The organism is Roseateles puraquae (assembly GCF_002205845.1).
GTDB lineage: Bacteria > Pseudomonadota > Gammaproteobacteria > Burkholderiales > Burkholderiaceae_C > Pelomonas > Pelomonas puraquae.
Window position 1 is genome coordinate 634,945 of sequence record NZ_NISI01000001.1, and the last position, 22,263, is coordinate 657,207.

The 22,263-nt window shown below is 69.1% G+C and carries 19 protein-coding genes; 5 read left to right on the top strand and 14 right to left on the bottom strand.

Annotated features, from left to right (window positions below; translation table 11 throughout):
* Nucleotides 1-3: 3 nt before the first annotated feature.
* The 6 genes from cdd to CDO81_RS02935 all read right to left on the bottom strand — a co-directional run bounded on the left by cdd (nt 4) and on the right by CDO81_RS02935 (nt 6,601).
* Nucleotides 4-420, bottom strand: coding sequence for a cytidine deaminase (gene cdd, locus CDO81_RS02910; protein WP_206602060.1), 417 nt, complete (start codon nt 418-420; stop codon nt 4-6).
* A 1-nt stretch (nt 421) separates the two neighbouring features.
* Nucleotides 422-1,387 (bottom strand): ABC transporter permease, encoded by a 966-nt coding sequence (locus tag CDO81_RS02915; protein ID WP_088481639.1) that lies wholly within the window; start codon nt 1,385-1,387, stop codon nt 422-424.
* Complete coding sequence (locus CDO81_RS02920; RefSeq protein ID WP_088481640.1) at nt 1,387-2,490, bottom strand: ABC transporter permease; 1,104 nt, start codon at nt 2,488-2,490, stop codon at nt 1,387-1,389. Before CDO81_RS02920 ends, CDO81_RS02915 begins: the two co-directional genes overlap by 1 nt.
* Complete coding sequence (locus CDO81_RS02925) at nt 2,487-4,025, bottom strand: ABC transporter ATP-binding protein (protein ID WP_241516820.1); 1,539 nt, start codon at nt 4,023-4,025, stop codon at nt 2,487-2,489. Before CDO81_RS02925 ends, CDO81_RS02920 begins: the two co-directional genes overlap by 4 nt.
* Nucleotides 4,026-4,195: 170 nt before the next feature.
* On the bottom strand, nt 4,196-5,170 hold the full coding sequence (locus CDO81_RS02930; RefSeq protein ID WP_088481641.1) for a BMP family lipoprotein: 975 nt from the start codon (nt 5,168-5,170) through the stop codon (nt 4,196-4,198).
* Nucleotides 5,171-5,251: 81 nt separating this feature from the next.
* Entirely contained in the window at nt 5,252-6,601 is a 1,350-nt protein-coding gene (locus CDO81_RS02935; RefSeq protein WP_088481642.1) for an MATE family efflux transporter, read from the bottom strand.
* A 77-nt stretch (nt 6,602-6,678) separates the two neighbouring features.
* On the opposite strand from CDO81_RS02935, the gene acnA reads away from it, so the two are divergent.
* The 4 genes from acnA (at nt 6,679) to CDO81_RS02955 (ending at nt 12,340) form a co-directional block, all read left to right on the top strand.
* On the top strand, nt 6,679-9,393 hold the full coding sequence (acnA, locus tag CDO81_RS02940) for an aconitate hydratase AcnA (protein ID WP_088481643.1): 2,715 nt from the start codon (nt 6,679-6,681) through the stop codon (nt 9,391-9,393).
* Between the two features lie 125 nt (nt 9,394-9,518).
* Nucleotides 9,519-10,613 (top strand): M35 family metalloendopeptidase, encoded by a 1,095-nt coding sequence (locus CDO81_RS02945; RefSeq protein ID WP_158218146.1) that lies wholly within the window; start codon nt 9,519-9,521, stop codon nt 10,611-10,613.
* A gap of 52 nt (nt 10,614-10,665) precedes the next feature.
* Nucleotides 10,666-11,166 (top strand): hypothetical protein, encoded by a 501-nt coding sequence (locus CDO81_RS02950; RefSeq protein WP_088481645.1) that lies wholly within the window; start codon nt 10,666-10,668, stop codon nt 11,164-11,166.
* Nucleotides 11,167-11,224: 58 nt separating this feature from the next.
* A complete protein-coding gene (locus CDO81_RS02955) occupies nt 11,225-12,340 on the top strand; it encodes an acyltransferase family protein (RefSeq protein WP_088481646.1) in 1,116 nt (371 codons plus the stop codon).
* A 15-nt stretch (nt 12,341-12,355) separates the two neighbouring features.
* Here CDO81_RS02955 and CDO81_RS02960 read toward each other — a convergent pair whose 3' ends face one another.
* On the bottom strand, nt 12,356-13,600 hold the full coding sequence (locus CDO81_RS02960) for a M28 family peptidase (protein WP_088482421.1): 1,245 nt from the start codon (nt 13,598-13,600) through the stop codon (nt 12,356-12,358).
* 152 nt (nt 13,601-13,752) lie between these two features.
* Here CDO81_RS02960 and CDO81_RS02965 point away from each other — a divergent pair, with 152 nt between their 5' ends.
* Nucleotides 13,753-14,127: a hypothetical protein gene (locus CDO81_RS02965; protein WP_088481647.1), complete on the top strand. Its 375-nt coding sequence runs from the start codon at nt 13,753-13,755 to the stop codon at nt 14,125-14,127.
* Between the two features lie 28 nt (nt 14,128-14,155).
* Here CDO81_RS02965 and CDO81_RS02970 read toward each other — a convergent pair whose 3' ends face one another.
* The 7 genes from CDO81_RS02970 to CDO81_RS03000 form a co-directional block, all read right to left on the bottom strand.
* A complete protein-coding gene (locus CDO81_RS02970) occupies nt 14,156-14,692 on the bottom strand; it encodes a hypothetical protein (RefSeq protein WP_088481648.1) in 537 nt (178 codons plus the stop codon).
* Nucleotides 14,693-14,769: 77 nt separating this feature from the next.
* A complete protein-coding gene (locus CDO81_RS02975; RefSeq protein WP_088481649.1) occupies nt 14,770-16,332 on the bottom strand; it encodes a methyl-accepting chemotaxis protein in 1,563 nt (520 codons plus the stop codon).
* A 142-nt stretch (nt 16,333-16,474) separates the two neighbouring features.
* Nucleotides 16,475-17,137 (bottom strand): winged helix-turn-helix domain-containing protein, encoded by a 663-nt coding sequence (locus tag CDO81_RS02980; protein WP_088482422.1) that lies wholly within the window; start codon nt 17,135-17,137, stop codon nt 16,475-16,477.
* Between the two features lie 108 nt (nt 17,138-17,245).
* On the bottom strand, nt 17,246-19,939 hold the full coding sequence (locus CDO81_RS02985) for a DUF4118 domain-containing protein (protein ID WP_338139971.1): 2,694 nt from the start codon (nt 19,937-19,939) through the stop codon (nt 17,246-17,248).
* A complete protein-coding gene (locus tag CDO81_RS02990) occupies nt 19,930-20,907 on the bottom strand; it encodes a magnesium and cobalt transport protein CorA (protein ID WP_088481651.1) in 978 nt (325 codons plus the stop codon). The genes CDO81_RS02985 and CDO81_RS02990 overlap by 10 nt, the downstream gene beginning before the upstream one ends.
* 16 nt (nt 20,908-20,923) lie before the next feature.
* A complete protein-coding gene (gene kdpC, locus CDO81_RS02995; RefSeq protein ID WP_088481652.1) occupies nt 20,924-21,514 on the bottom strand; it encodes a potassium-transporting ATPase subunit KdpC in 591 nt (196 codons plus the stop codon).
* Between the two features lie 10 nt (nt 21,515-21,524).
* The gene (locus CDO81_RS03000) at nt 21,525-22,259 is read right to left on the bottom strand and encodes a TorF family putative porin (protein ID WP_088481653.1); all 735 of its coding nucleotides are present in this window, start codon (nt 22,257-22,259) and stop codon (nt 21,525-21,527) included.
* Nucleotides 22,260-22,263 lie beyond the last annotated feature (4 nt).

Sequence of the window (22,263 nt, forward strand, 5' to 3'; positions counted from 1 at the left end):
ACCTCAGAACTTGAGATGGTCCGGCCCGAAGCTGAGGGGCAGGAGTTCGGCCAGGGTCCAGCGCTGGCGGATGCCACCTGGATCACCGGCAATGATGACGAGTTCCTCGGGAACCGAGAACTCGCGCAGCTTCTGGCGGCAGCCGCCGCAGGGGGTGATGATGTCGGGGCCCGGCCCCGTGACCAGGGCCGCCACGGCGCGCTTGCCGCCGGCCATGATCATGGCCGTCAGGGCGGAAGGCTCGGCGCACCAGCCCTGCGGGAAGGAGGCGTTCTCCATGTTGGCGCCAACATGGATGCGGCCCTGCTCGTCGAGGATGGCGACACCGACGCGGTACTTGGAATACGGCGCATGGGCCAGGTCGCGCGCACGCAGCGATTCGGCCAGCAGGCGGTCGAGCAGCTCCTGACTCAGCTCCACTTCAGCGCTCCTTGACGTAGGGGCGGCCGAGCGCCTTCGGGGCGATGGCCGAGCCGATGAAGCCGGCCAGCAGCACAACCGTCAGGATGTAGGGCAGCGCCTGGATGAGCTGCACCGGCACCTCTCCGACGCCTGGCAGCTGCACGCCTTGCAGCCGGATGGCCACGGCATCCAGGAAACCGAACAGCAGGCAGGCCGCCATCGTGGGCAGTGGCTTCCACTTGCCAAAAATCATGGCGGCCAGCGCGATGAAGCCGCGACCGGCGGTCATGTTGGGCGAGAAGGAAGCGTTCTGCGCCAGGGTCAGGTAGGAGCCCGCCAAGCCGCAGAGCACGCCATTCATCAACAGCGCCTGGTAGCGCAGGCCCTGCACCGACATGCCGGCCGCCTCCACCATGGCCGGGTTCTCACCCACCGCGCGCAGGCGCAGGCCCGGGCGGGTGCGCTCCAGGAAGAACCACACCGCCGCGACCATCAGGAAGGCCACGTAGACGAGCACGTTGTGGCTCAGCAGGCCATGGCCGAACACCGAGGCGAACCATTGGCCGGCCTGCGGCTCGGCAAAGGCCGGCGCCATGGCGGTCAGGCGCACTTCGGGCGCGATGGGCGGCGTCTGCCCGCCCTGCTGGAACCACGCAATGCCCAGCACCACGGTCAAGCCAGCCGCAATCATGTTGAGCGCGACGCCCGACACGACCTGGTCGCCACGGTTCGTCACGCAGGCATAGCCATGCACCAGCGAAGCACAGCAGGCCACGGCCATGGCCGCGAGCAGACCGAGGCCCGTGGAGTGCGTGACGGACGCGGTCGCCGCGGCGGCGAAGGCGGCGAAGAGCATCTTGCCTTCCAGCCCCAGGTCGACCACGCCGGCCCGCTCGGACAGCACGCCGGCCATGGCGCACAGCAGCAGCGGCGCGCTGACGCGCAGCGTGGATGCCAGCACCGAGGCGATCAGCACCTCATCCATCAGCGGCCTCCTTTCAGTGCGGCGTAAACGCGGGCGAACAGCGGCGCACTGACGGTGGCCATGGCGCCGGAGAACAACACGATCAGGCCCTGCGCGGTCACCACCATTTCGCGGCTGAAGCCCTGCAGCTCGAACGACACCTCGACACCGCCCTGGTAGAGCACGCCGAAGAGCAGCGAGGCCAGCACGATGCCGATGGGATGGTTGCGACCCATCAGGGACACCGCGATGCCGGTGAAGCCCGCGCCGGCGACGAAGTCCAGCGTGAGCTTGCCCTGCACGCCAGAGATTTCGTTGATGCCGACCATGCCCGCCAGCGCCCCGGAGATGGCCATGGCCAGCAGCACCTGGGCGCGCGGGCGGATGCCGGCGTAGTGGGCGGCACGCGGCGCGCTGCCCACCGCACGCACCGCATAGCCGGCCGCACTCTTCCACAGGAACCAACCCACGAAGACGCAGGCCACCAGCGCGATGAGCAGGCTGAGGTTCAGCGGTGAGGACGGCAGTTCGACACCGAAGTAGGCCGCGATCTGGTGCAGGGCCGGCATGCGCGCCGCCTGGGCAAACTCGGCGGATTCGACCGACATGCTGTCAGCCGGGCGCAGCCAGTTCACCAGCAGGTAGCCATTGAGGCCCGCCGCCAGGAAGTTGAACATGATCGTCGTGATGACGATGTGGCTGCCGCGCCAGGCCTGCAGGTAGGCCGGCACCGCGGCCCACAGCATGCCGAACAGCGCCGCAGCCACCACCAGCAGCGGCAGCAGCACGACCGCCGGCAGCTTGGCGCCCAACCACAGCGCCGTCAGCGCGACGCCAATGCCGCCCAACGTCGCCTGGCCCTCGCCGCCGATGTTGAACAGGCCTGCGTGGATGGCCACCGCCACGGCCAGCCCGGTGAAGATGAAGGTGGTGGCGTAGTACAGCGAATAGCCCAGGCCGCGCACGCTGCCGAGTGCGCCGTTGAGCAGCACGGTCAGCGCCTGCCAGGGGCTGTGGCCGATGACCATGACCACGAGACCCGCCACCAGCAGCGCGATGGCGAGGTTCCACAGCGGCAGCAGGCCAATGTCGATCCAGCGGGGAAGTTGCAGAGGTTGGCTCATGCCGCGACTCGTTCTTCTTGTGCGGCCATCAGCAGGCCCAGGCGCCGCTCATCGCATTGGTCGATGGACAGCTCGCCCGTGATGCGCCCGGCGTTCATGACGACGACCCGGTCGGCCAGGGCCAGGATCTCGTCGAGTTCACTGCTGACCAGCAGCACCGCGCAGCCCGCGTCGCGCAGCGCACGCAACTGGTTGTGGATGAATTCGATGGCACCGATATCGACACCGCGCGTGGGCTGGCCCACCAGCAGCACGGTCGGCTGCTCGCCGATCTCACGCGCCAGGATGAGCTTTTGCTGGTTGCCGCCGGAAAACTTGCTGGAGCCGAGGTTCTCGTCGCGCGGGCGTACGTCGAAGCGTTCCTGCATCTCGCGCGTGGCGGCCTTCATGGCGGCGTGGTTCATGGCCGCGCCCTTGAGGTATTTCGGCAGGCCGTGGTAGCCCAGCACGGCCGACTCCCAGGCCGGGAAGCTCATCACCAGGCCGACGGCGTGGCGGTCTTCCGGGACATGGGCCAGCCGCAGCGGGCGGGCCTGTGCCGTGTCCAGCCAAGCGGCCGGCGTGAAGGTCTGGCCGCCGACTTCGAGGCGGCCAGCCTCGGGGGCGCGCAAGCCGCTGAGCACTTCGAGCAGCTCGCTCTGGCCGTTGCCCGACACACCAGCCACGCCGACGATCTCACCGGCCTTCAGCGTCAGGCTCACATCGCGCAGCGCCGGCACGCCGTTGGCATGCTTCAAGGCCAGGCCGCTGGCCTGCAGGCGCACCGCACCGGCGTTGATTTCCAGGCCCTCCGGCCGGCCCAGCGTCACCTTGCGGCCCACCATGGATTCGGCCAATGCGGCCTCGCTCCATTGCGAGATGTGGCGCGTCTCGACCACCTGGCCGGCGCGCATCACGGTGACGGCGCCGCACAGGCTCATCACCTCGCGCAGCTTGTGCGTGATCAGGATCAGCGTCGTGCCGAGTTCCTGCAGGCGGCGCAGCGTCACGAAGAGCTGGTCGGTCTCCTGCGGCGTCAGCACCGCCGTGGGTTCGTCCAGGATGAGGATCTTGGCGCCGCGGTACAGGGCCTTCAGGATCTCCAGCCGCTGCAACTCGCCCACCGGCAAGTCAGCCACGACGGCGTCGAGCTGCACATGCAGGCCGGTTTCGGCCATCAGGGCTTCGAGCTTGGCGCGCACCTTGGCCTTGGACGGCGTCAGGAAGAAGCCGCCCTCGGCACCGAGCATGATGTTCTCAAGGCAGGTCAGCGTGTCGACCAGCATGAAATGCTGGTGGACCATGCCGATGCCCAGCTGGATGGCCTGCTGGGAGTTGGCGATTTGCACCGGCTGGCCGTGCACCTCGATGGACCCGCTGTCGGCATGGTAGTAGCCGTACAGGATGGCCATCAGGGTGCTCTTGCCGGCGCCGTTCTCGCCGACCAGGCCGTGCACGCTGCCAGCCGCGATGTCGAAGGACACCTCGCGGTTGGCCTGCACGGCGCCGAAGCGCTTGGAGATCGCCTGCAGGCGGACAGCAACTGACGCGCTCACGTTGAGGCTCAGAAGCTGTGAAGGGACTCCGCGCGGCCGAGCAGACCGTCGCAGCGTCGCCAATCAAGGCGCAAAGCGCAGCCGCAGCGCGTGCTGCGGCGAGCATTTGCAACGCAGAGTGGCGGCGTTGCGGCGGGATGAGCGGGCGTGTGGAGTTCGTTCACAGCTTCTCAGTACTTGCAGGCGTTGTCGGCCATGTAGTCGGCCACCTTCACCTTGCCGGCGATGATGTCCGCCTTGACGGCGTCAACCTTGGTCTTGAGGGCGGGGGTGAGCAGCTTGGCGTTGTGCTCGTCGGCCGCGTAGTCGACGCCGCCTTCCTTCAGGCCCAGTACCTGCACGCCGGGCTTCCAACCCTTGAGCACGTTGTAGACGGCCACGTCCACGCGCTTGACCATGGAGGTCAGCATGGTGCCGGGCTGCAGGTGGTTCTGGTTGCTGTCGACGCCGATGGCCAGCTTGCCGGCGTCCTTGGCCGCCTGGTAGACGCCCACGCCGGTGCCACCGGCCGCGGCGAAGACGACGTCCGAGCCCTTGGCAAACTGCGCCTTGGCCAGCTCACCGCCACGGGTGGGGTCGTTCCACGCGGTGGACGTGGTGCCGGTCATGTTGGAGAAGATCTCGATCTTCGGGTTGGTCGCCTTGGCGCCCTGCTCGTAGCCGCACTGGAACTTGCGGATCAGCGGAATGTCCATCCCGCCCACGAAGCCGACCTTGCCGGTCTTGCTGGCCAGGGCCGCCATGGCGCCCACGAGGTAGCTGCCTTCCTGCTCCTTGAAGAGCACCGACTGCACGTTCGGCAGATCGACCTTGGCGTCGATGATCGCGAACTGGGTCTTGGGGAAGTCCTTGGCCACCTGCTGCAGCGCGGACGCCTGGGCAAAACCGATGCTGATGATGGGGCTGGCACCCCGCTCGGCCATGCGGCGGATGGCCTGCACGCGCTGGGTGTCGTTGCTGATCTCGAACTCGAGATAGGTCTTGCCGGATTCCTTCTTCCACTGCTCGGCCCCCTGGTAGCCGGCCTGATTGAAGGATTTGTCGAACTTGCCGCCCATGTCGAAGATGACCGCGGGCTGCTGGGCTTGCGCTGCGCCGCTGACGAGGGCCAGGGCCAGGGAGAGTCGAGTCAGGGTGGAGGTCATGGGGCGGGTGGAAGTGGTCGGGCGAAAGGGGCGCATTGTAGAAAACATCCCTCAAGTCTTACTGGATAGGAAAATACCGATTCACCCCGGCCGGGTCAGCCGCAGCTTGCGGTGGGCGGCCCGGGCATGGGGCAACCACCCCAGTGTCGCCCATCGGCGCCACATCAGCAGGCCGCGGATCCATTCATCGGCGGCGTAGGCGATCCAGACCCCCACCAGGCCCCAGCCCAGGTGCACCCCCAGGAACCAGCTGCCGCCCGCCAGCACCACGGCCATGGACGCGGCGCCGGCCAGCACCGGGTAGCGGGCGTCGCCGGTGGCGCGCAGCGCGTTGATCACCACCAGGTTGAAGGTTCGCCCCGGCTCCAGAACAACCGTCCACCACAGCAGCGTGCAACCCAGGGCGATGATCTCGGGGTCGGACGTGAACTGGGCCAGCAGCCAGGGCCCGGAGAGGGCGAAGCTGCCCGCCACCAGGAAGGCCACCACGAAGCCCAGCGCCAGCGACTTGCGCACCAGCTTGTGGGCTGCATGCAACTCTCCCGCGCCGATCATGTGGCCCACCAGGATCTCCACCGCAAACCCGATGGCCAGGCTGAACATCAGGATGACGTGCAGGAACTGCATCGTGTAGGCATGGGTCGCCAGGGCATGCGCGCCGAGCTGCGCCACGGCTGCGAGGCTCGTCATGAAGGCGGCGCGCCAGGCGATGTTCTCGGCCGCGCCAGGGATGCCGATGTGCAGCACGGTCGCCAGCGGCGCACGCACCAGCCGCCACCAGTCGGCCGCACGCAGCCGCAGGTCCAGCCGGGCCCGCCACAGCGTGATGTGCATGGCCAGGCCCATGCTGCGGCCGGCAATGCACGCCAGCGCGTAGCCGACCAGGCCCAGGTGCGGCATGGCCAGCAGGGCCACGGTCAGCGTGACGACCTGGATGACCACCACCACGAACAACGCCTCGCGGCTGCGCAGGTGGGCGCGCATGACGCTGGACATGTTGGCGTTCCAGGCGTCCAGCAGCAGGGCCGGCGCCAGGGTCTGCAGCAGGGTGCGGGCCAGCGGGGCGACCTCCGCCGGGGTGTTCACCAGCGCGAGCATGGGCCCGGCAGCCAGCAAAGCGGCGGCGGCACCGCCCAAGCCCAGCCAGGTGCTGGCCCCCACCACGGCGCGGGCGACGGCGTCGGCCTGGTCGCGCCGGCCGGCGCCGAGCGCTTGCGTGACCGCGACGCTGACCCCGGCGCCGATGACCCGGAACAGCACGAAGAGCGCGGCGAACACCTGGTTGGCGATGCCGAAGGCCGCGCCGCTGTTGTCTGACAGCCGGGCTGCCAGGCCCGTCCCGATGACGCCGATGCCGATACCCAGCAACAGCTCCAGGAGCAGCGGCCAGGTGAGAGGAAAGAGGCGGGGGCGAGCAGGCGCGGCGCTCATGGCCGAGTCCTGTGGACGGGATTCACAAATTTCACGGCAAGCTCGCCACAATGGCCCGAGATCGTAAAGGAGTAACCATGCCGAAACCCGTTGCCGACCACGCCTTTGCCCACACCCAGGACGAGTTCCAGACCGCTTCCGGGAAATCCGGCCGCTTCTTCTCGTTGCCACGGCTTGCCCAGAGCCACCCCAACGTGGCCCGGCTGCCGGTGTCGCTGCGCATCGTGCTGGAGAGCGTGCTGCGCAACTGCGACGGCAAGAAGGTGACGCCGGAGCACGTGGCCCAGCTCGCCGGCTGGCAGCCCACGGCGCCCCGGGTGGATGAGATCCCCTTCGTCGTGGCGCGCGTGGTGCTGCAGGACTTCACCGGCGTGCCGCTGCTGGCCGACCTGGCCGCCATGCGCAATGTGGCGGCCAGCCTGGGCAAGAACCCCAAGTCCATCGAGCCGCTGGTGCCGGTGGACCTGGTGGTGGACCACAGCGTGATGATCGACCACTACGGCACCAAGAAGTCGCTGGACCTCAACATGAAGCTGGAGTTCGAGCGCAACCGCGAGCGCTACGAGTTCATGAAGTGGGGCATGCAGGCCTTCGACACCTTCGGCGTCGTGCCGCCGGGCTTCGGCATCGTGCACCAGGTCAACCTCGAATACCTCGCCCGCGGCGTGCACAAGGGCCCGGGCAAGGTCTACTACCCCGACAGCCTGGTGGGCACCGACAGCCACACCACCATGATCAACGGCATCGGCGTGGTCGGCTGGGGCGTGGGCGGCATTGAGGCCGAGGCCGGCATGCTGGGTCAGCCGGTGTATTTCCTGACGCCTGACGTGGTGGGCTTCGAGCTCACCGGGCAACTGCGCGAAGGCGTGACCGCCACCGACCTGGTGCTCACCGTCACCGAGATGCTGCGCAAGCACAAGGTGGTGGGCAAGTTCGTGGAGTTCTTCGGCGAAGGCACCGCCAGCCTGGCCCTGCCCGACCGCGCCACGATTGCCAACATGGCGCCGGAGTACGGCGCCACGATGGGCTTCTTCCCGGTCGACGAGAAGACGGTCGACTACTTCCGCGGCACCGGCCGCAGCAAGGCCGAAATCGAGGCCTTCGAGGCCTACTGGCGCGCCCAGGGCCTGTTCGGCATCCCGAAGCGCGGCGACATCGACTACACCTCGGTCGTGACACTCGACCTGGGCACCGTGGCCCCGAGCCTGGCCGGCCCCAAGCGCCCGCAGGACCGCATCGAGATCGGCAAGCTCTCGTCCAGCTTTGCCGAGCTCTTCAGCCAGCCCACGGCCGCCAACGGCTTCAACCAGCCGGCCGAGAAGCTGGCGCAGACGTTCAAAACCGACGCCGGTCTGCCGGTGCGCAACGGCGACGTGCTGATCGCGGCCATCACGTCCTGCACCAACACCTCCAACCCCGGCGTCCTGCTGGCGGCCGGCCTGCTGGCCAAGAAGGCGGTGGAGGCGGGCCTCACGGTGCAGCCGCACATCAAGACCTCGCTGGCGCCGGGCTCGCGCATCGTCACGGAGTATCTGCAGAAGGCCGGCCTGCTGCCCTACCTGGAGAAGCTCGGCTTCAACGTCGCGGCCTATGGCTGCACGACCTGCATCGGCAACGCCGGCGACCTCACGCCCGAGCTGAACAAGGTCATCCAGGACAACGACCTGGTCTGCGCGGCCGTGCTGTCAGGCAACCGCAACTTCGAGGCACGCATCCACCCCAACCTGAAGGCCAACTTCCTGGCCAGCCCGCCACTGGTGGTGGCCTACGCCATCGCTGGCACCGTCACCAAGGACTTGATGACCGAACCCGTGGGCATCGGCAAGAAGGGCCGCGCGGTCTACCTGGGCGACATCTGGCCGAGCAGCGACGAGATCCATGCGCTGATGAAGCACGCCATGGACGCCAAGGCCCTCAAGGCCAACTACGACCAGGTCAGCCGCAAGCCCGGCAAGCTCTGGGATGCCATCAAGGGCGTGAAGGGCCAGGTCTACACCTGGCCCAAGAGCACCTACATCGCCCAGCCGCCCTTCTTCGAGGGCTTCACGATGGCGCCGCCGGCCCTCGTGGCCGGCGTCAAGGGCGCCAAGATCATGGCGCTGTTCGGCGACTCCATCACCACCGACCACATCAGCCCCGCCGGCTCCTTCAAGGAGAGCACGCCGGCCGGCAAGTTCCTGGTAGAGCACGGCGTCGCCAAGGTCGACTTCAACTCCTATGGCGCGCGGCGCGGCAACCACGACGTGATGGTGCGCGGCACCTTCGCCAACGTGCGCGTGAAGAACCTGATGCTGCCCGCCCTGCCCGACGGCTCGCGTGAGGAGGGCGGCTACACGCTGAAGGACGGCGCCAAGACCACCATCTACGACGCCGCCCAGGCCTACATCGCCGAGGGCACGCCGACCGTGGTGTTCGCCGGTGAGGAATACGGCACCGGGTCCAGCCGCGACTGGGCGGCCAAGGGCACGCAGCTGCTCGGCATCAAGGCGGTGGTGGCCAAGAGCTTCGAGCGCATCCACCGCAGCAACCTCATCGGCATGGGCGTGCTGCCCCTGCAGTTCAAGCCCGGCACCAGCTGGGAGAGCCTGGGCCTGACGGGCAGCGAGACCATCGACATCACGTTGGCCGACGACATCAAGCCCCAGGGCGACGCCGCCATGACCATCACGCGCGCCGACGGCAGCACGCAGACCGTGGTGCTCACGCTGCGCATCGACACCGCCATCGAGGTCGACTACTACCGCCACGGCGGCATCCTGCCCTTCGTGCTGCGGCAATTGCTGGCGGCCTGACCACCCAGGGCCTCACTAAGCTGTTTCCGGGGACAGGACAGTCCTCGGACGGCCGGGGCCCGGCCGTCACCAGAATGCGGCGCTTCTTCAACCCGCGCCCCGATCGGGGCCGACAAGGAGCCCGCATGACAACCTGGTTCAAGTTGACCGCCGCCGCCTTCGCCGTTGCCGCCTCCGGCGCCAGCCATGCCGCCAGTGGCGAATGCCTGGATGTGCGCCTGACCAGCGCCGGCCCCATCGTCACCGGCGACGTGGACGTGCATGTGGACGTGGCCGTGACCAACCTCTGCCGCACCGCTGTGCAGGTGCTGCGCTGGCAGCTGCCCAGCGACAAGATGAGCGGCGCCCTCTTCCGCGTGACGCGTGACGATGCGCCGGTGCGCTACACCGGCCCGGTCATCAAGCGGGCCGCTCCCACGGCCAAGGACTATGTCGAGATCGCCGCGGGCGCGACGCTGAACTACCGCGTCGAGCTGACGGGCGCCTACGACTTCAGCAAGAACGGCCGCTACGCCATCGAGTTCCAGAGCGACCGGGGCACGCACGGTTCGGGCGCGCAGTCGATGCGCAGCCCGACCGCCATGTACCTGTGGGCCCAGGGCCGCAACGAGAAGCTCGGCGCGGCGGACGCCGTCGCCGAGACCCAGGCCTTGAACGCCATGGCCACCGCTGCCGCAAGCCCCAACGTGACGGCTGCCGCAGCCAGCATCTCCTACACCGGCGCCTGCACCAGCAGCCAGAAGTCCACCCTCGCCTCGGCGGTGACGGCCGCCACCAACTACGCGGTGAACTCGGCGTCCTATCTCAGCGGCACGCCGTCGGCCACGCCGCGCTACACCAGCTGGTTCGGCGCCTATACGCTGGCGCGCTGGAACACGGCCAAGGACCACTTCGTGAAGGCCCGCAACGCCTTCCAGAGCGCCGCCCTGACGCTGGACTGCAGCTGCACCGACAGCGGCACCTATGCCTACGTCTACCCGACGCAGCCCTACAAGATCTACGTGTGCGGCGCCTTCTGGAACGCGCCGATGACCGGCACCGACAGCAAGGGCGGCACGCTGGTGCACGAGATGATGCACTTCAACGTCATCGCGAGCACCGATGACTGGGCCTACGGCCAAAGCGCCGCATTGAGCCTGGCCAAGTCCAACCCGACCAAGGCGCTGGACAACTCCGACAACCACGAGTACTTCGCGGAGAACAACCCGGTCAAGAACTGACGCGGCCACGAGGCGCCGATCGCAGACGCCCAGGCTGGGCTAGGCTTGCGTCATGTCCTTCGCTACTGGCATCAGCCGCCGCTGCCTCGCCGCGGCCCTGCTGGCTGCCTGCACCTCCGCCATGGCCGCTCCCGCGCCGCTGTCCTGCCGCTTCGAGGCCGCCGCGTCGGGCGGCCAGGTGCAGCTCACGTTCACGCTGCGCAACACCGGCACGACAGAGGTGCAGTTGCTGCGCTGGGGCAGCCCCTTCGAAGGCGCCTGGTTCGCCCCCTTCGTTACCGTCCACGGCGCCGGGGGCGCGCTGCCTTTCCAGGGGGCACTGCGCAAGCGCGGCGACCCGTCGGCGCAGGATTACCTGCGGCTGCGGGCCGGCGAGGAACGCCAGGCTGCCTTGACGCTTGACGACGCCTACGCCCTGCCGCCCCAAGGCGCCTTGACCCTCAAGGCCGCCTGGCGCTGGCATGACGTCATCACCGCTGGCAACGCGCCCCGCCCCCGCTCGGCGCACCAGGGGCAGGAGCAAGCCTGCGGCGAGGTGCTGCTGAAGCGCTGACGAAGGTCACAGGGCCCCGCAGGCGCTACCCTGCGCGCCCGGCTCCTGACCTTCCCCCATGACACGCCTTCCCGGCCTCGACCTCCTGCGCAGCATCGCCATCGTCTGGGTGATGTGTTTTCACACCTTCCTGATCGGGGGCCTCGGGCCTGATTGGGCATGGCTCACGCGCTTCGGCTGGGCGGGCGTGGACATCTTCTTCGTGCTCAGTGGCTTCCTGATCGGCTCGCAACTGCTGCAGGGCCTGCAGCGCGGCGAGTCGCTGTCGCTGCGTGACTTCTACTGGCGCCGGGCCTGGCGCATCCTGCCGGCCTTCGGGGTGACGCTGGCGGTGTACCTCGCCTTCCCGCTGCTCCGCGAAGAGCCCAACATCGAGGCCTGGTGGCAGTTCGCCAGCTTCACGCTCAACCTGCTGATCGACTACGGGCAGAACCAGGCCTTCTCGCATGCCTGGTCGCTGTGTGTCGAAGAGCACTTCTACCTCGTGTTCCCGCTGCTGGCGGTCTGGATGGCCCGCCGCCCGAGCGCGCCGCGCTTCATCGGCCTGTGCGCGCTGCTCGTGCTCGGCGGCATCGCGCTGCGCACCGGCGTCTGGCTGCACAACGACGCCCTCCAGCCCCAGCGTCCCTGGTTCATCGAAGACATCTACTACCCCACCTGGATGCGGCTGGACGGCCTGCTGATGGGCGTGGTGCTGGCCGTCGTGCGGGTCTACCGGCCGGGCCGATGGGCGCAGTTGCAGGCGCGGCCCAACGTGCTCGCGGCGGCAGGGTTGGCGCTGGCGGGCCTGGCGCTGCTGCTGTTTCGCAACCGCACCGGCCTGGCTGCCAATGCGGTGGGCTGGCCGGTGCTGTCCGCGGGTTTTGCGCTGCTGGTACTGGCGGCCTCGTCGCGCGAGGGGCTTCTGGGGCGCTGGGCGCTGCCAGGCGCAAGCTGGCTGGCGGCCATCTCCTATTCGCTCTACCTGAGCCACAAGCTCGCCATGCATGCGGTGAACACCTGGCTGGCGCCGGCTCTGCCGCTGCAGGGCATGGCCCTCTTTCCGGTGTATGCCGCGGTCATCCTGGCGGTCGGCGCTGCGCTGCACTACCTCGTCGAGCGCCCTGGGCTGATGCTGCGCGACCGTCTGGGGCGCCGCCCCGCCGCGACGCACATCGCGCCCGGCGCCGCCTGATGGCGGCAACAGCCTTCAGGGCTTGATCGACAGCCCCACCAGCTGGCTCACCGCCGCCAGCGTGGTCTGCGCAGCGTTCAGGCCGAGCAGGAAATCCTTGTCGGAGTAGCTGGAGAACAGATCGGTGGGCTGGTGCCAGTGCGGGTTCCAGCCCGCGCCGATCTGCATGCCGCGCTCGTTCTCGCGTACCGAGACCGCCGGCGCCAAGTCCATGAACGGCGTGGAATCGGTGTTGGTCATGCGGTTGCCGACGGCAGCGGGGTAGTCGGTCGCGTACTTCTCGTTGGCCGCACGCAGGGCCCAGGCCAGGCGGGCCGAGGCGTCGGCGAACTTGGAATTGACCTGGAACTCGATGTTGACGTCGGCCTCGGCGCGCTGCTCCTTGGGCGCGACATACACCGGCTGGCCGCGCGCATCGAGCACCGGCTTGCCGTTGGCATCGAGCTTGGGTTGCGGCATGCCGTGGTCGAACAGCAGCATGTCGTGCTGGATGATGCCCAGCCAGCGCGGCTCGGGGTAGCGACCCGAGCCGGGCGGTGATTCGATGCCCTGCAGGTCCTTGCGCTGGGCGACGTAGGCGTAGGCGCCATTGAGCCCGGTCTCCTCGTTGTTCCAGAGGATGAAGCGGACGGATCGCTCGGTGCTCACCCCCGGCTGGCTGAAGAGGCGCGCCAGCTCCATGACCAGCGCCGTGCCCGAGCCATCGTCATTGGCCGCCTCGCCAAAGCCGATGCCGTCCATGTGGGCCGACACGATGATCATTTCATCCGGCCGGTTGCTGCCGACCTTGGTGCAGTAGACGCTCTCACGCGGGCCGGTGCCCAGCGGCGTGGGCTCGGCATTGAGCGCGCGCAGCTTTTCGTCGGGCTGGGCCAGGGGGTCGGTGTTCACGCCGATGGCGGCACGGTTGCCGAACAGCGTGCCGCCGCCCTGGGCTGCCGGGCCGCCCGCACGCCGGGGCTGCAACTGCACCGGGTTGCGGCGCGCGGGCTCGGTGAACTCGTAGCGCAGGCGTTCGATGTTGGTGCAGCCGTACTGCTGCAGCTGCGCCTCTATCCAGTCCAGCGCCGCCCGGTTGCGCGCGGTGCCCTGGCGCCGGTCACCGAAGCGCGTCAGGCCCTGGATGGTGGCCTTGTAGCGCTCCAGGCTCAGCTGGTCGACCAGCTTGGCCACTGGGTCGGCTTGCGCCGGCGGCTGGGCCTGCACGGTGGCGGCCACCGTGACGAAGACGAGAGCGGCAAGGCGGGACTTGAGGACCATGGCGAGTCGGATGAGCAACGGGTGGCCCATCGTAAGCGCCAAGGAATTCACAGCCCTCCCGCAGCACCGCGACCCGGATGCGAACTCGCAACAGGCGATGCAGCCAGGCTTTCCTATCATCCGCCGCGCCCCACACCACGAGGGCGGCACCGATGCCATACAAGATCGATTGGGAACGCGCCGGCGTCTACCGGCACTACTACGGCGACGTGAGCGTGGCCGAGCGGCGCGCTTCGCTCGTGGCGATCAGCGCCGACCACCGCTTCGACGACCTGCGCTACGCCCTCACCAACTACCTCGACGTGCAGGCCTACGAAACAACCCCGGCGACGACGGCCGAGATCGCCGCCCTGCACATCGGGCCGATGTTCACCAACCCGCAGCTGATGATCGTGGCCGTGGCCCAGCGGCCCGACATCCTCGCGGCCATTGCCGACTTCCAGCGCCTGGGCTTCATCAAGGCGCCCTATCGCGTCTTCCCGACGATGCCCGAAGCCCGCAGCTGGATCGACGGACAGCTGGCCTGAGACACAAGAGGCTTGGCCTGCGTCGGTGTCACGGACAGCGCACCACCGCGCCAACCGTCGTGCACAAGCCTCGCGGGCCCACGAGCTGGTTCGGGCCCACACGCGTCAAGGTCGAGCCGTCGCTGGCCAGGCAGCTCGCGCCAATGCAGTGGTTCACCGTGAGCGGCGGGTCGAAGCGCGGTGACGGCACCGTCACCACGGGCACCGGGTTTTGCGGGGGGCGCTGCACCGGGCGCGAGGCGGTCGACGGCGGCGTCAAGCCTTGGAGGGTGTGCTGGCTGGGAGGCGGCGAGCGAGTCAAGCCGCCGAGGCAGGCATCCGCCACGCGCTGACGCAAGGGCAGCAGCCGGGCCTCCACCGCGCGGCGCCGCGCGTCATCGTGGCCTGGCTGGCTGGCCGCGGCGGCCGAGGCCATGAGCGCGTCCTCCGCGGCCCCCAAGGCCTGCAAGGCGACGTGGCAGTTGTTCGACGCCGGCAGATCCTGCGCCGCGCAAACGGCGCCGGCCAGCAGGCCGACGGCGAACAGCCCAGCAGCTGTGAAGTGACGAGTCAGGCGCTTCATCATGCGCCGATGTTGCGCCCGAGGTTCAAGCCAAGGCGCCAGACGCGGCCAAGCCCGACCGTCAGACAGGGCCTTGCGCTTCAGTGCGACAGCTTGAAGACCCCCACGGCCCGCACCAGCTCCACCGCCTGCTGCTTGAGGCTGGAAGCGGCCGCGGCCATCTCCTCCACCAGCGCGGCGTTCTGCTGTGTGGCCTGGTCCATGCTGGACACCGCGCCGCCGACCTGGCCGACGCCCTCGCTCTGCTCTGCGCTCGCCGTGCTGATCTCGCCCATGATGCTCGTCACGCAGGCAATGCTGTCGACGACCTGGCGCATGGTCTCCCCCGCCTGCCCAACCTGGGCGACGCCGGCCTCGACCCGCGCGGTGCTGTCGGCGATGAGCGCCTTGATCTCGCGCGCTGCCTCGGCGCTGCGCAGGGCGAGAGCCCGCACCTCGCCAGCCACCACGGCAAACCCTCGCCCCTCCTCACCGGCGCGAGCCGCCTCGACGGCCGCGTTCAGCGCAAGGATGTTGGTCTGGAACGCGATGCCGTCGATCACGCCGGTGATGTCGGCAATGCGGTCGCTGGCCTCGCGGATACCACGCATCGTGTCCACCGCCTGGCCCACGATCTCACCGCCCTCACGCGCCACGCGGGTGGCCGATTCGGCCAGGCGATTGGCCTGGCTGGCGTTGTCCGCGTTCTGGCGCACGGTCACGCCGAGCTGCTCCATCGACGACGCCGTCTGCTGCAGGGCGCTGGCCTGGTGCTCGGTGCGCGACGACAGGTGGTGATTGCCCTGTGCGATCTCGGCGCTGGCAAGCGACAGGCTGTCCGCTCCTTGACGCACGCTGGCCACCAGTCCGCGCAGGCTGCCCTGCATATGGTCGATGGCATTCAGCAGCTGGCCGAATTCATCGCGGCCGCCCGTCGGAATCGACTGATCCAGCTGCCCCTCGGCCACCGCACTGATGAGACCGACCGCCTGCCCCAGCGGCCGCACGACACCCCGCGTGATGACCACGGCCGCCGACAGTGCCAACAGCACCGCCAGCAGGCAGCACGACCCCAGCAGCAGCAGTTGCTGCGTCTGCTCGGCGTTCATGTCGGCCACGCCCTGGGCTGACGTGTCGGCCGAGTACTGGATGTAGCTGTCCGTGGCCTGCACCAGAGCCGCCAGCAACGGGCGGCAGCGCTCGTTCATGCGGTTGATGGCTGCATCCCTGTCGCCGGTCAGCGCGATGCTGACGATGTTCTCGGCCACCGGACCGTATTGCTGCTCAACCCGGGCGATGGCCTCGACCAGCTCGCGGGCACGCGCCGGCACCCCCGCCTGGGCTGACAGCGACTGCAGCTGCGCCAGCGAGTTGCGCACATCCTCCACCGCGGCCATCACGGCGGTCTTCTCCGCGGCAATGTCGTCAGGCCGCATGACCAGCACGAGATTGCGAGCAGCGATTGCCCGGCGGTCCACAGCCAGCCGCACCTGATTGGCCGCTGCGGCCCGCGCCTGCGCGCCTTCGACATGGCTGCGGAAGCGCTCGCCATCGTCATGGATGGTGCGCAATGCCGCCGCCGACAGCAACAGGATGAGCGCGATCAACAGACCGAAGGCGCCAGTGAGCTTGGCCTTCACCGAAAGGTTCTTCCAGAACGACATGTCACCACTCCCGCAATACAGGGTCAACGATGGGTGACGTGATCTTCGAATCACTGGCGCAAGGCGGGCAGCCGTGGACGCCTGAGGTCGCTGCGCAGGGATTCCCGGTCTTGCTGTAGGGAAACGACCTACAACCGCGACCTCAGATCTTGAGCCGGTAGCCGACGCCTGCCTCGGTCACCAGCCACTGGGGGCGGTTGGGATCGGCTTCGATCTTCTTGCGTAAATTGGCCATGTGCACGCGGACATAGTGCACATCTTCGGCATGGCCTGGGCCCCAGACAGCCTTCAGCAGATGCTGGTGCGTGAGCACCCGGCCCGGCGCGTTGGCGAGCTCCTGGAGCAGCCGGTACTCGATGGGCGTGAGGTGCAGCTCCTCGCCGGCCCGGGTGACGGTGCGCAGCGCCCGGTCGACGGCCACGTCGCCGAAGCGCAGCACCGGGTCGGCGTCGGCCACGCCAGGGCGGCGCCGCAACTGCACGCGCACGCGGGCCAGCAGCTCGGCCACGCCGAAGGGCTTGACGAGGTAGTCATCGGCCCCAGCGTCCAGGGCCTGCACCTTGCGCTCCTCGCCCTCGCGGGCCGAGAGCACCAGGATGGACGCCTGCGACCAGCCGCGAAACTCGCGGATGAAGTCCAGCCCGTCGCCGTCCGGCAGCCCCAAGTCCAGCACCACCAGCTCAGGCCGCCGTGTGGCCGCGTCGATCAGCCCGCGCTGCAGGCTCACGGCCTCGAACACCTCCAGCCCTTCGCTTTGCAGCGCCATGCGCACGAAGCGGCGGATCTCCGGCTCGTCCTCGATCATCAGCACGCGCGGCGCGGTACTCAAGGCAGGCTCCTGCAAGCCTGCGCGGCGGTGATCGTCTTCTTTTGTGGAGCCTTGTTCATCAGTCGATGCAGCGGGAACGTCGGGTCAAGCGGGCGGCTGCCCCAGTGGCAGGGCGACCCGTACGCAGGCGCCGCCCTGGGGTCGATTGTGGGCGCTGATCTGGCCGCCGTGCGCCTCCACGATGGCCTTGCAGATGGCCAAGCCCAGGCCGACGCCCGGCGTGGCGCTCTCGCGGTCGCCCCGCTCGAACTTGTCGAACAACTGCGCCTCCCGGCCCGGCGGAAAGCCCGGCCCCTGGTCGGTCACGTCGATCTCGATCTGCCGGCCGGCGGTGCGTGCCTCGATGGCCACGGGGCCGGGGGCGTACTTGGCCGCGTTCTCCAGCAGGTTCACGAGCACCCGCTCCATCAGCACGGCGTCGAGTTCCACCAGCGGCAGGTCAGCCGGCAGGGTCACCGCCAGGTCGCGCCCGGCCAGGGTTTCGTCCAAATGCGCCAGCGCGCTGCCCACCACCTCCTGCAGCGGGAGCCACTGGCGGTTGAGCTGCACCGCGCCGGACTGCAGGCGCGCCATGTCGAGCAGGTTGGCCACCAGCGCACTCATGCGCAGCGACGACCGCCGCATGGCCTCGGCCACCTCAGCCTGCTGGGGCTGCAGCGGTGTGAGGCGCAAGGCGTCGGCCAACCCGACCAAGGCCGCCAGCGGCGTGCGCAGATCGTGGGAGATGGCCGTCAGCAGCGAGTTGCGCAGGCGCTCGCCCTCGATCTGCAGCGTGCTCTGCTGCGCGACCTCGATGTAGTGGATGCGCTCCAGCGAGATGGCCAGCAGCGCCGCGCAGGTGTCCAGCAGCTCGCGCTGCTCGGGCGACCAGCGCGCACCGCGCCCCTGCACCGCCAGCACCCCGCGCAGGCGCATGGGCGCGGCCAGCGGCAGCATCAGGCAGGCGCTGGCCGGCAGGGTGTCCGTGCCCTGCCCGGCAGCCTGACCGTGGTCAAAGGCCCACTGGGCCACACCCAGGTCGGGCATCACGCTGGCGCCCGGCAGCACCGCCAGCACCTCGCGGCCGGGTGAAGCGCTCGCCGCCGGTGTGAGCGGCGGCACCAGCACCGCCGCGGCCACGCCGAACTCGGCGCGCAGGAAGCGCGTGGCGATCTCGGCCACCTGCTCGGCCACCAGCGCCGCCCCCAGGTCGCGAGACATGGCATACAGGCCGCGCACCCGCCGCTCGCGCTCCTGCGCCGCCCGGGCCTGGGCCTTCAGGCCCGCGGCCAGCTGGCCGATCACCAGGCCCACGAGCAGCAGCACCGCGAACGTCACCAGGTACTGCGCATCGCCCACTGCAAAAGACCAGCGCGGCTCGACGAAGGCGAAATCGAAGGCCGCCACGCCCAGCAGCGCCGCCAGCGCCGCCGGCGCCCGGCCGAACCACAGCGCCACGCCCACCACGTTCAGGAGGTAGAGCATCGCGATGTTGGTGGGCGCAATGAAGCGCAGCAAGCCGAGCGACACGGCGGTGGTCAACGTCACGCCGGCCAGCGCGGCGCCGTAGCCGCGCACGGCCTGCGGGGCCAACAGCCGGCTCACCGGCGGCTCGCCACCGGCCAGCGGCGGTGCCGCCTCGCGCAGGTTGGTCGGCAGCGCCACCTGCAGCACATCCATGTCTTCGGCCAGGCGGTTCAGGGCCTCGGCCAGCGACGGGCGGCCGGGCCAGCGCCAGGCCCGCTCGCGCCGCCCCACCACCAGCCGCACCAGGTTGTGCTCGCGCGCGTAGCCCACCAGCGCCGGGCCCACCTCCGGCGCCGACAGCACCGCCGTGCGCGCACCGAGTGACTGCGCCAGCTCCAGCGTGCGCTGCACGCGCTGCCGTGCACCGTCGCCGGGGGAGCGTGCCGTCTCCACATGCACTGCATGCCAGTCCAGCCCCAGCTGCTGGGCCAGCCGTGCAGCGCTGCGCACGACCTTGTCGCCATTGCTGCCCGGCCCGACGCAGGCGAGCAGGGACTCACGGTTGGGCCACACCGAGCCCGCGCTGTGCTCGCGGCGCCAGGCCTGCATCTGGTCGTCCACCCGGTCGGCCGTGCGGCGCAACGCCAGCTCGCGCAGCGCCAGCAGATTGCCCTTGCGGAAGAAGTGCTGCGCCGCCCGCTCGGCCTGGCCGGGCAGGTAGACCTTGCCCTCGCGCAGCCGCTGCAGCAACTCGTCGGGCGGCAGGTCCACCACGACGACCTCGTCGGCGGCATCGAACACCCGGTCGGGCACGGTCTCCCAGACGCGCACGCCCGTGATGCCACCCACCACGTCGTTGAGGCTTTCCAGATGCTGGACGTTCAGCGTCGTCCACACCTCCAGGCCCGCCTCGCGCAGCTCTTCGGCGTCCTGCCAGCGCTTGGCATGGCGGCAGCCCGGCGCGTTGCTGTGGGCCAGCTCGTCCAGCAGCAGCACGCCGCGTGGGTTCTCGCGGCCCCAGGCCAGTGCGGCATCGAGATCGAACTCGCGCAGCACCTGGCCGCGGTAAGGCAGCTCCTTCAGCGGCAGCCGCGGCAGGTCGCGTGCGACGCCCTCGGTGTCGGTGCGCCCATGGGTCTCGACCACGCCGATGCGCACCGCCCGCCCCTCCCGGCGTGCAGCCTGGGCGGCCACCAGCATGGCAAAGGTCTTGCCGACGCCGGCATTGGCGCCGAAGAAGATCTTGAGCCGCCCGCGGCGGGCAGCTTCGTCCTCGCGCTGCACCTGGGCGAGCAGCGCATCGGGGTCGGGGCGTTGGTCGCTCAAAGCCACTTCAGGCGCCTGAAGCGCCAGTACAGCGCGCCACTGACGAGCGCGATCACGGCCAGGGCCATCGGATAGCCCCAGGCCCACTTCAGCTCGGGCATGCCTTCAAAGTTCATGCCCCAGATGCCGGCCAGCGCCGTCGACGCCGCGAAGATGGCGGCCCACGCGGCCAGGCGCTTGGTGACGAGGGACTCGTCGATGGTCACGAGGGTCAGGTTGACCTGGGTGGCAGCGATGATGGTTTCGCGCGCTGCGTCGAGGCTGGCCTGGATGCGCAGCAGGTGGTCGTACACATCGCGAAAGTAGTCTTGCATGGCCTTGCAGACCACCGGCACGCGGCCACCATGCAGCTTGGCCGACACCTCCAGCAGGGGCGTCACCGCATGGCGCAGCGTGGCCAGGCGCTGCTTCAGCCCGAACAGCTGCTGCACCACCGCCTGCCGGTCCTGGCGCGGCTGGAACATCGTGGATTCCAGCTTCTCCAGCTCGGCCTCGATGGCATCCATATGGGGGAAGTAGCGGTCCACCACGGCATCCATCAGCGCATAGAACACGAAACCCGGCCCCTGGCGCAGCAGCTCGGGCTCGCGCTCCGCCCGCCCGCGCACCCCGAGAAAGCCCTGGGCGCTGCGGTGCCGCACCGACACGACGAAACGCGGCCCGACGAAGACGTGCACCTCGCCCACCTCCAGCTCGCCCTCCCCTTCAGGGCCGGCTTCGATGAGGTGCATGGCGGCGAACAGCATGTCGCCGTACTCCTCCAACTTGGGCCGCTGATGCCCCTTGCGGGCGTCTTCCACCGCCAGCGCGGGCAGATTGAGCTCGCGTTCGAGGCGGCCGAGTTCGTCATCGGTCGGGTCCTTCAGCGCAATCCAGACGAAGCCGCTCTGGCTCTGCAGAGCTTCGGACAGGCCGTCTAGCCCCGGCTCGGCCACGATGCGGCCGTCGTCATACAAGGCGCTGTTGATCAGCATGGAGTCGCGCAGGGAGTCATCGGGCGGCCATCGTCGCACGGTCCAGCGCGAGGTTGAGTTTCAGCACGTTGACGCGCGGCTCGCCGAGGAAGCCCAGCCAGCGCCCCTCGGTCTGCGCCTCCACCAGCGCCTGCACCTGGGCGACCGGCAACTGCCGAACCCGGGCCACGCGGGCCAGCTGGTAGTCAGCTGCGGCACGGCTGATGTGCGGGTCCAGGCCGCTGGCGGAGGTGGTGACCAGGTCCACCGGCACCGGGGCCGTGTTGCCCGGGTCCGCCGCACGCAGCGCCTCGACGCGCGCCTTGACAGCGTCCACCAGGGCCGGGGCCGTCGGGGCGAGGTTGGAGCCCGACGAGTTGCCGGCGTTGTAGGCCATCGGCGAGGTCGCAGACGGCCGCGACCAGAAGTGCCCCGGGTCACTGAAGCCCTGGCCGATCAGCGCCGACCCGACCGCCTTGCCGTTCTGCAGGATCAGGCTGCCGTTGGCCGCGTCCGGAAAGGCCGCTTGCGCCACGCCGGTCACCACCAGCGGGTAGGCCAGCCCGGTGAGCAGGCTGAAGAGCAGGAACAGCGTGAGCGCCGGGCGGAACAAGGCATCGTTCTTCATGGGGGGCTCCTTAGAAGGTCTTCTTCAGGCCGACGACAAAGGTCGTCTTGCCCAGGAACTTGCCGTTGGCCGGGCTGGCGTAGAAGGTCTTGTCGGCATCGGTGCCGATCACCGAACCGCTCAGCACAAGACCGGAGAAGTCCTTGGACAGGGTCAGCGCGTAATCGGTGTAGGACGCAACGGCCAGGTGCTTGACGGTCTGGTGACCCACATGCGGCGCCAGCATCAGGCCGTCGCCGAGGTCAAAGCTCGCCGTCACGTCGAGGTAGCCGGAGTTCTTGCTGTCGACATTGCCGAACAGGTTGGTCGTGCTGTGCGAGTACTTCGCCGTGACGGGCCCGAAGGTCAAGGCCCCATAGACCTCGAAGGTGTTGGCGTTGGCAAAGCCCGGCACGTTCTTCAGGTTGTTGCTGGGGTACAGGTAGTACAGGCCACCGACGTCCAGGGTCAGACCCTTGGAGATCTCGGTCTTGTAGCCCCCGTACAGGTCGATCTCGACCTGGGCATCACCGCCGGGAATGTCCTTGATCCACTTGATGGTGGAAGCCCAGGTGCCGACGTAGAAGCCACTCGGGTCGGCATAGTCGATGCCGCCTTGCAGGGCCGGCTTCAGGCGGGTCTGCGAGATGCCCCGGTAGCGGTAGTCACTGACGGCACCGAGGTTGAACGACAGCGGCGACGCCACCTCGTCGGCGAAAGCCGGCAGGGCCAGGGTCAGCGCGAGAACGGAGAGAAGGGATTTCATGGAA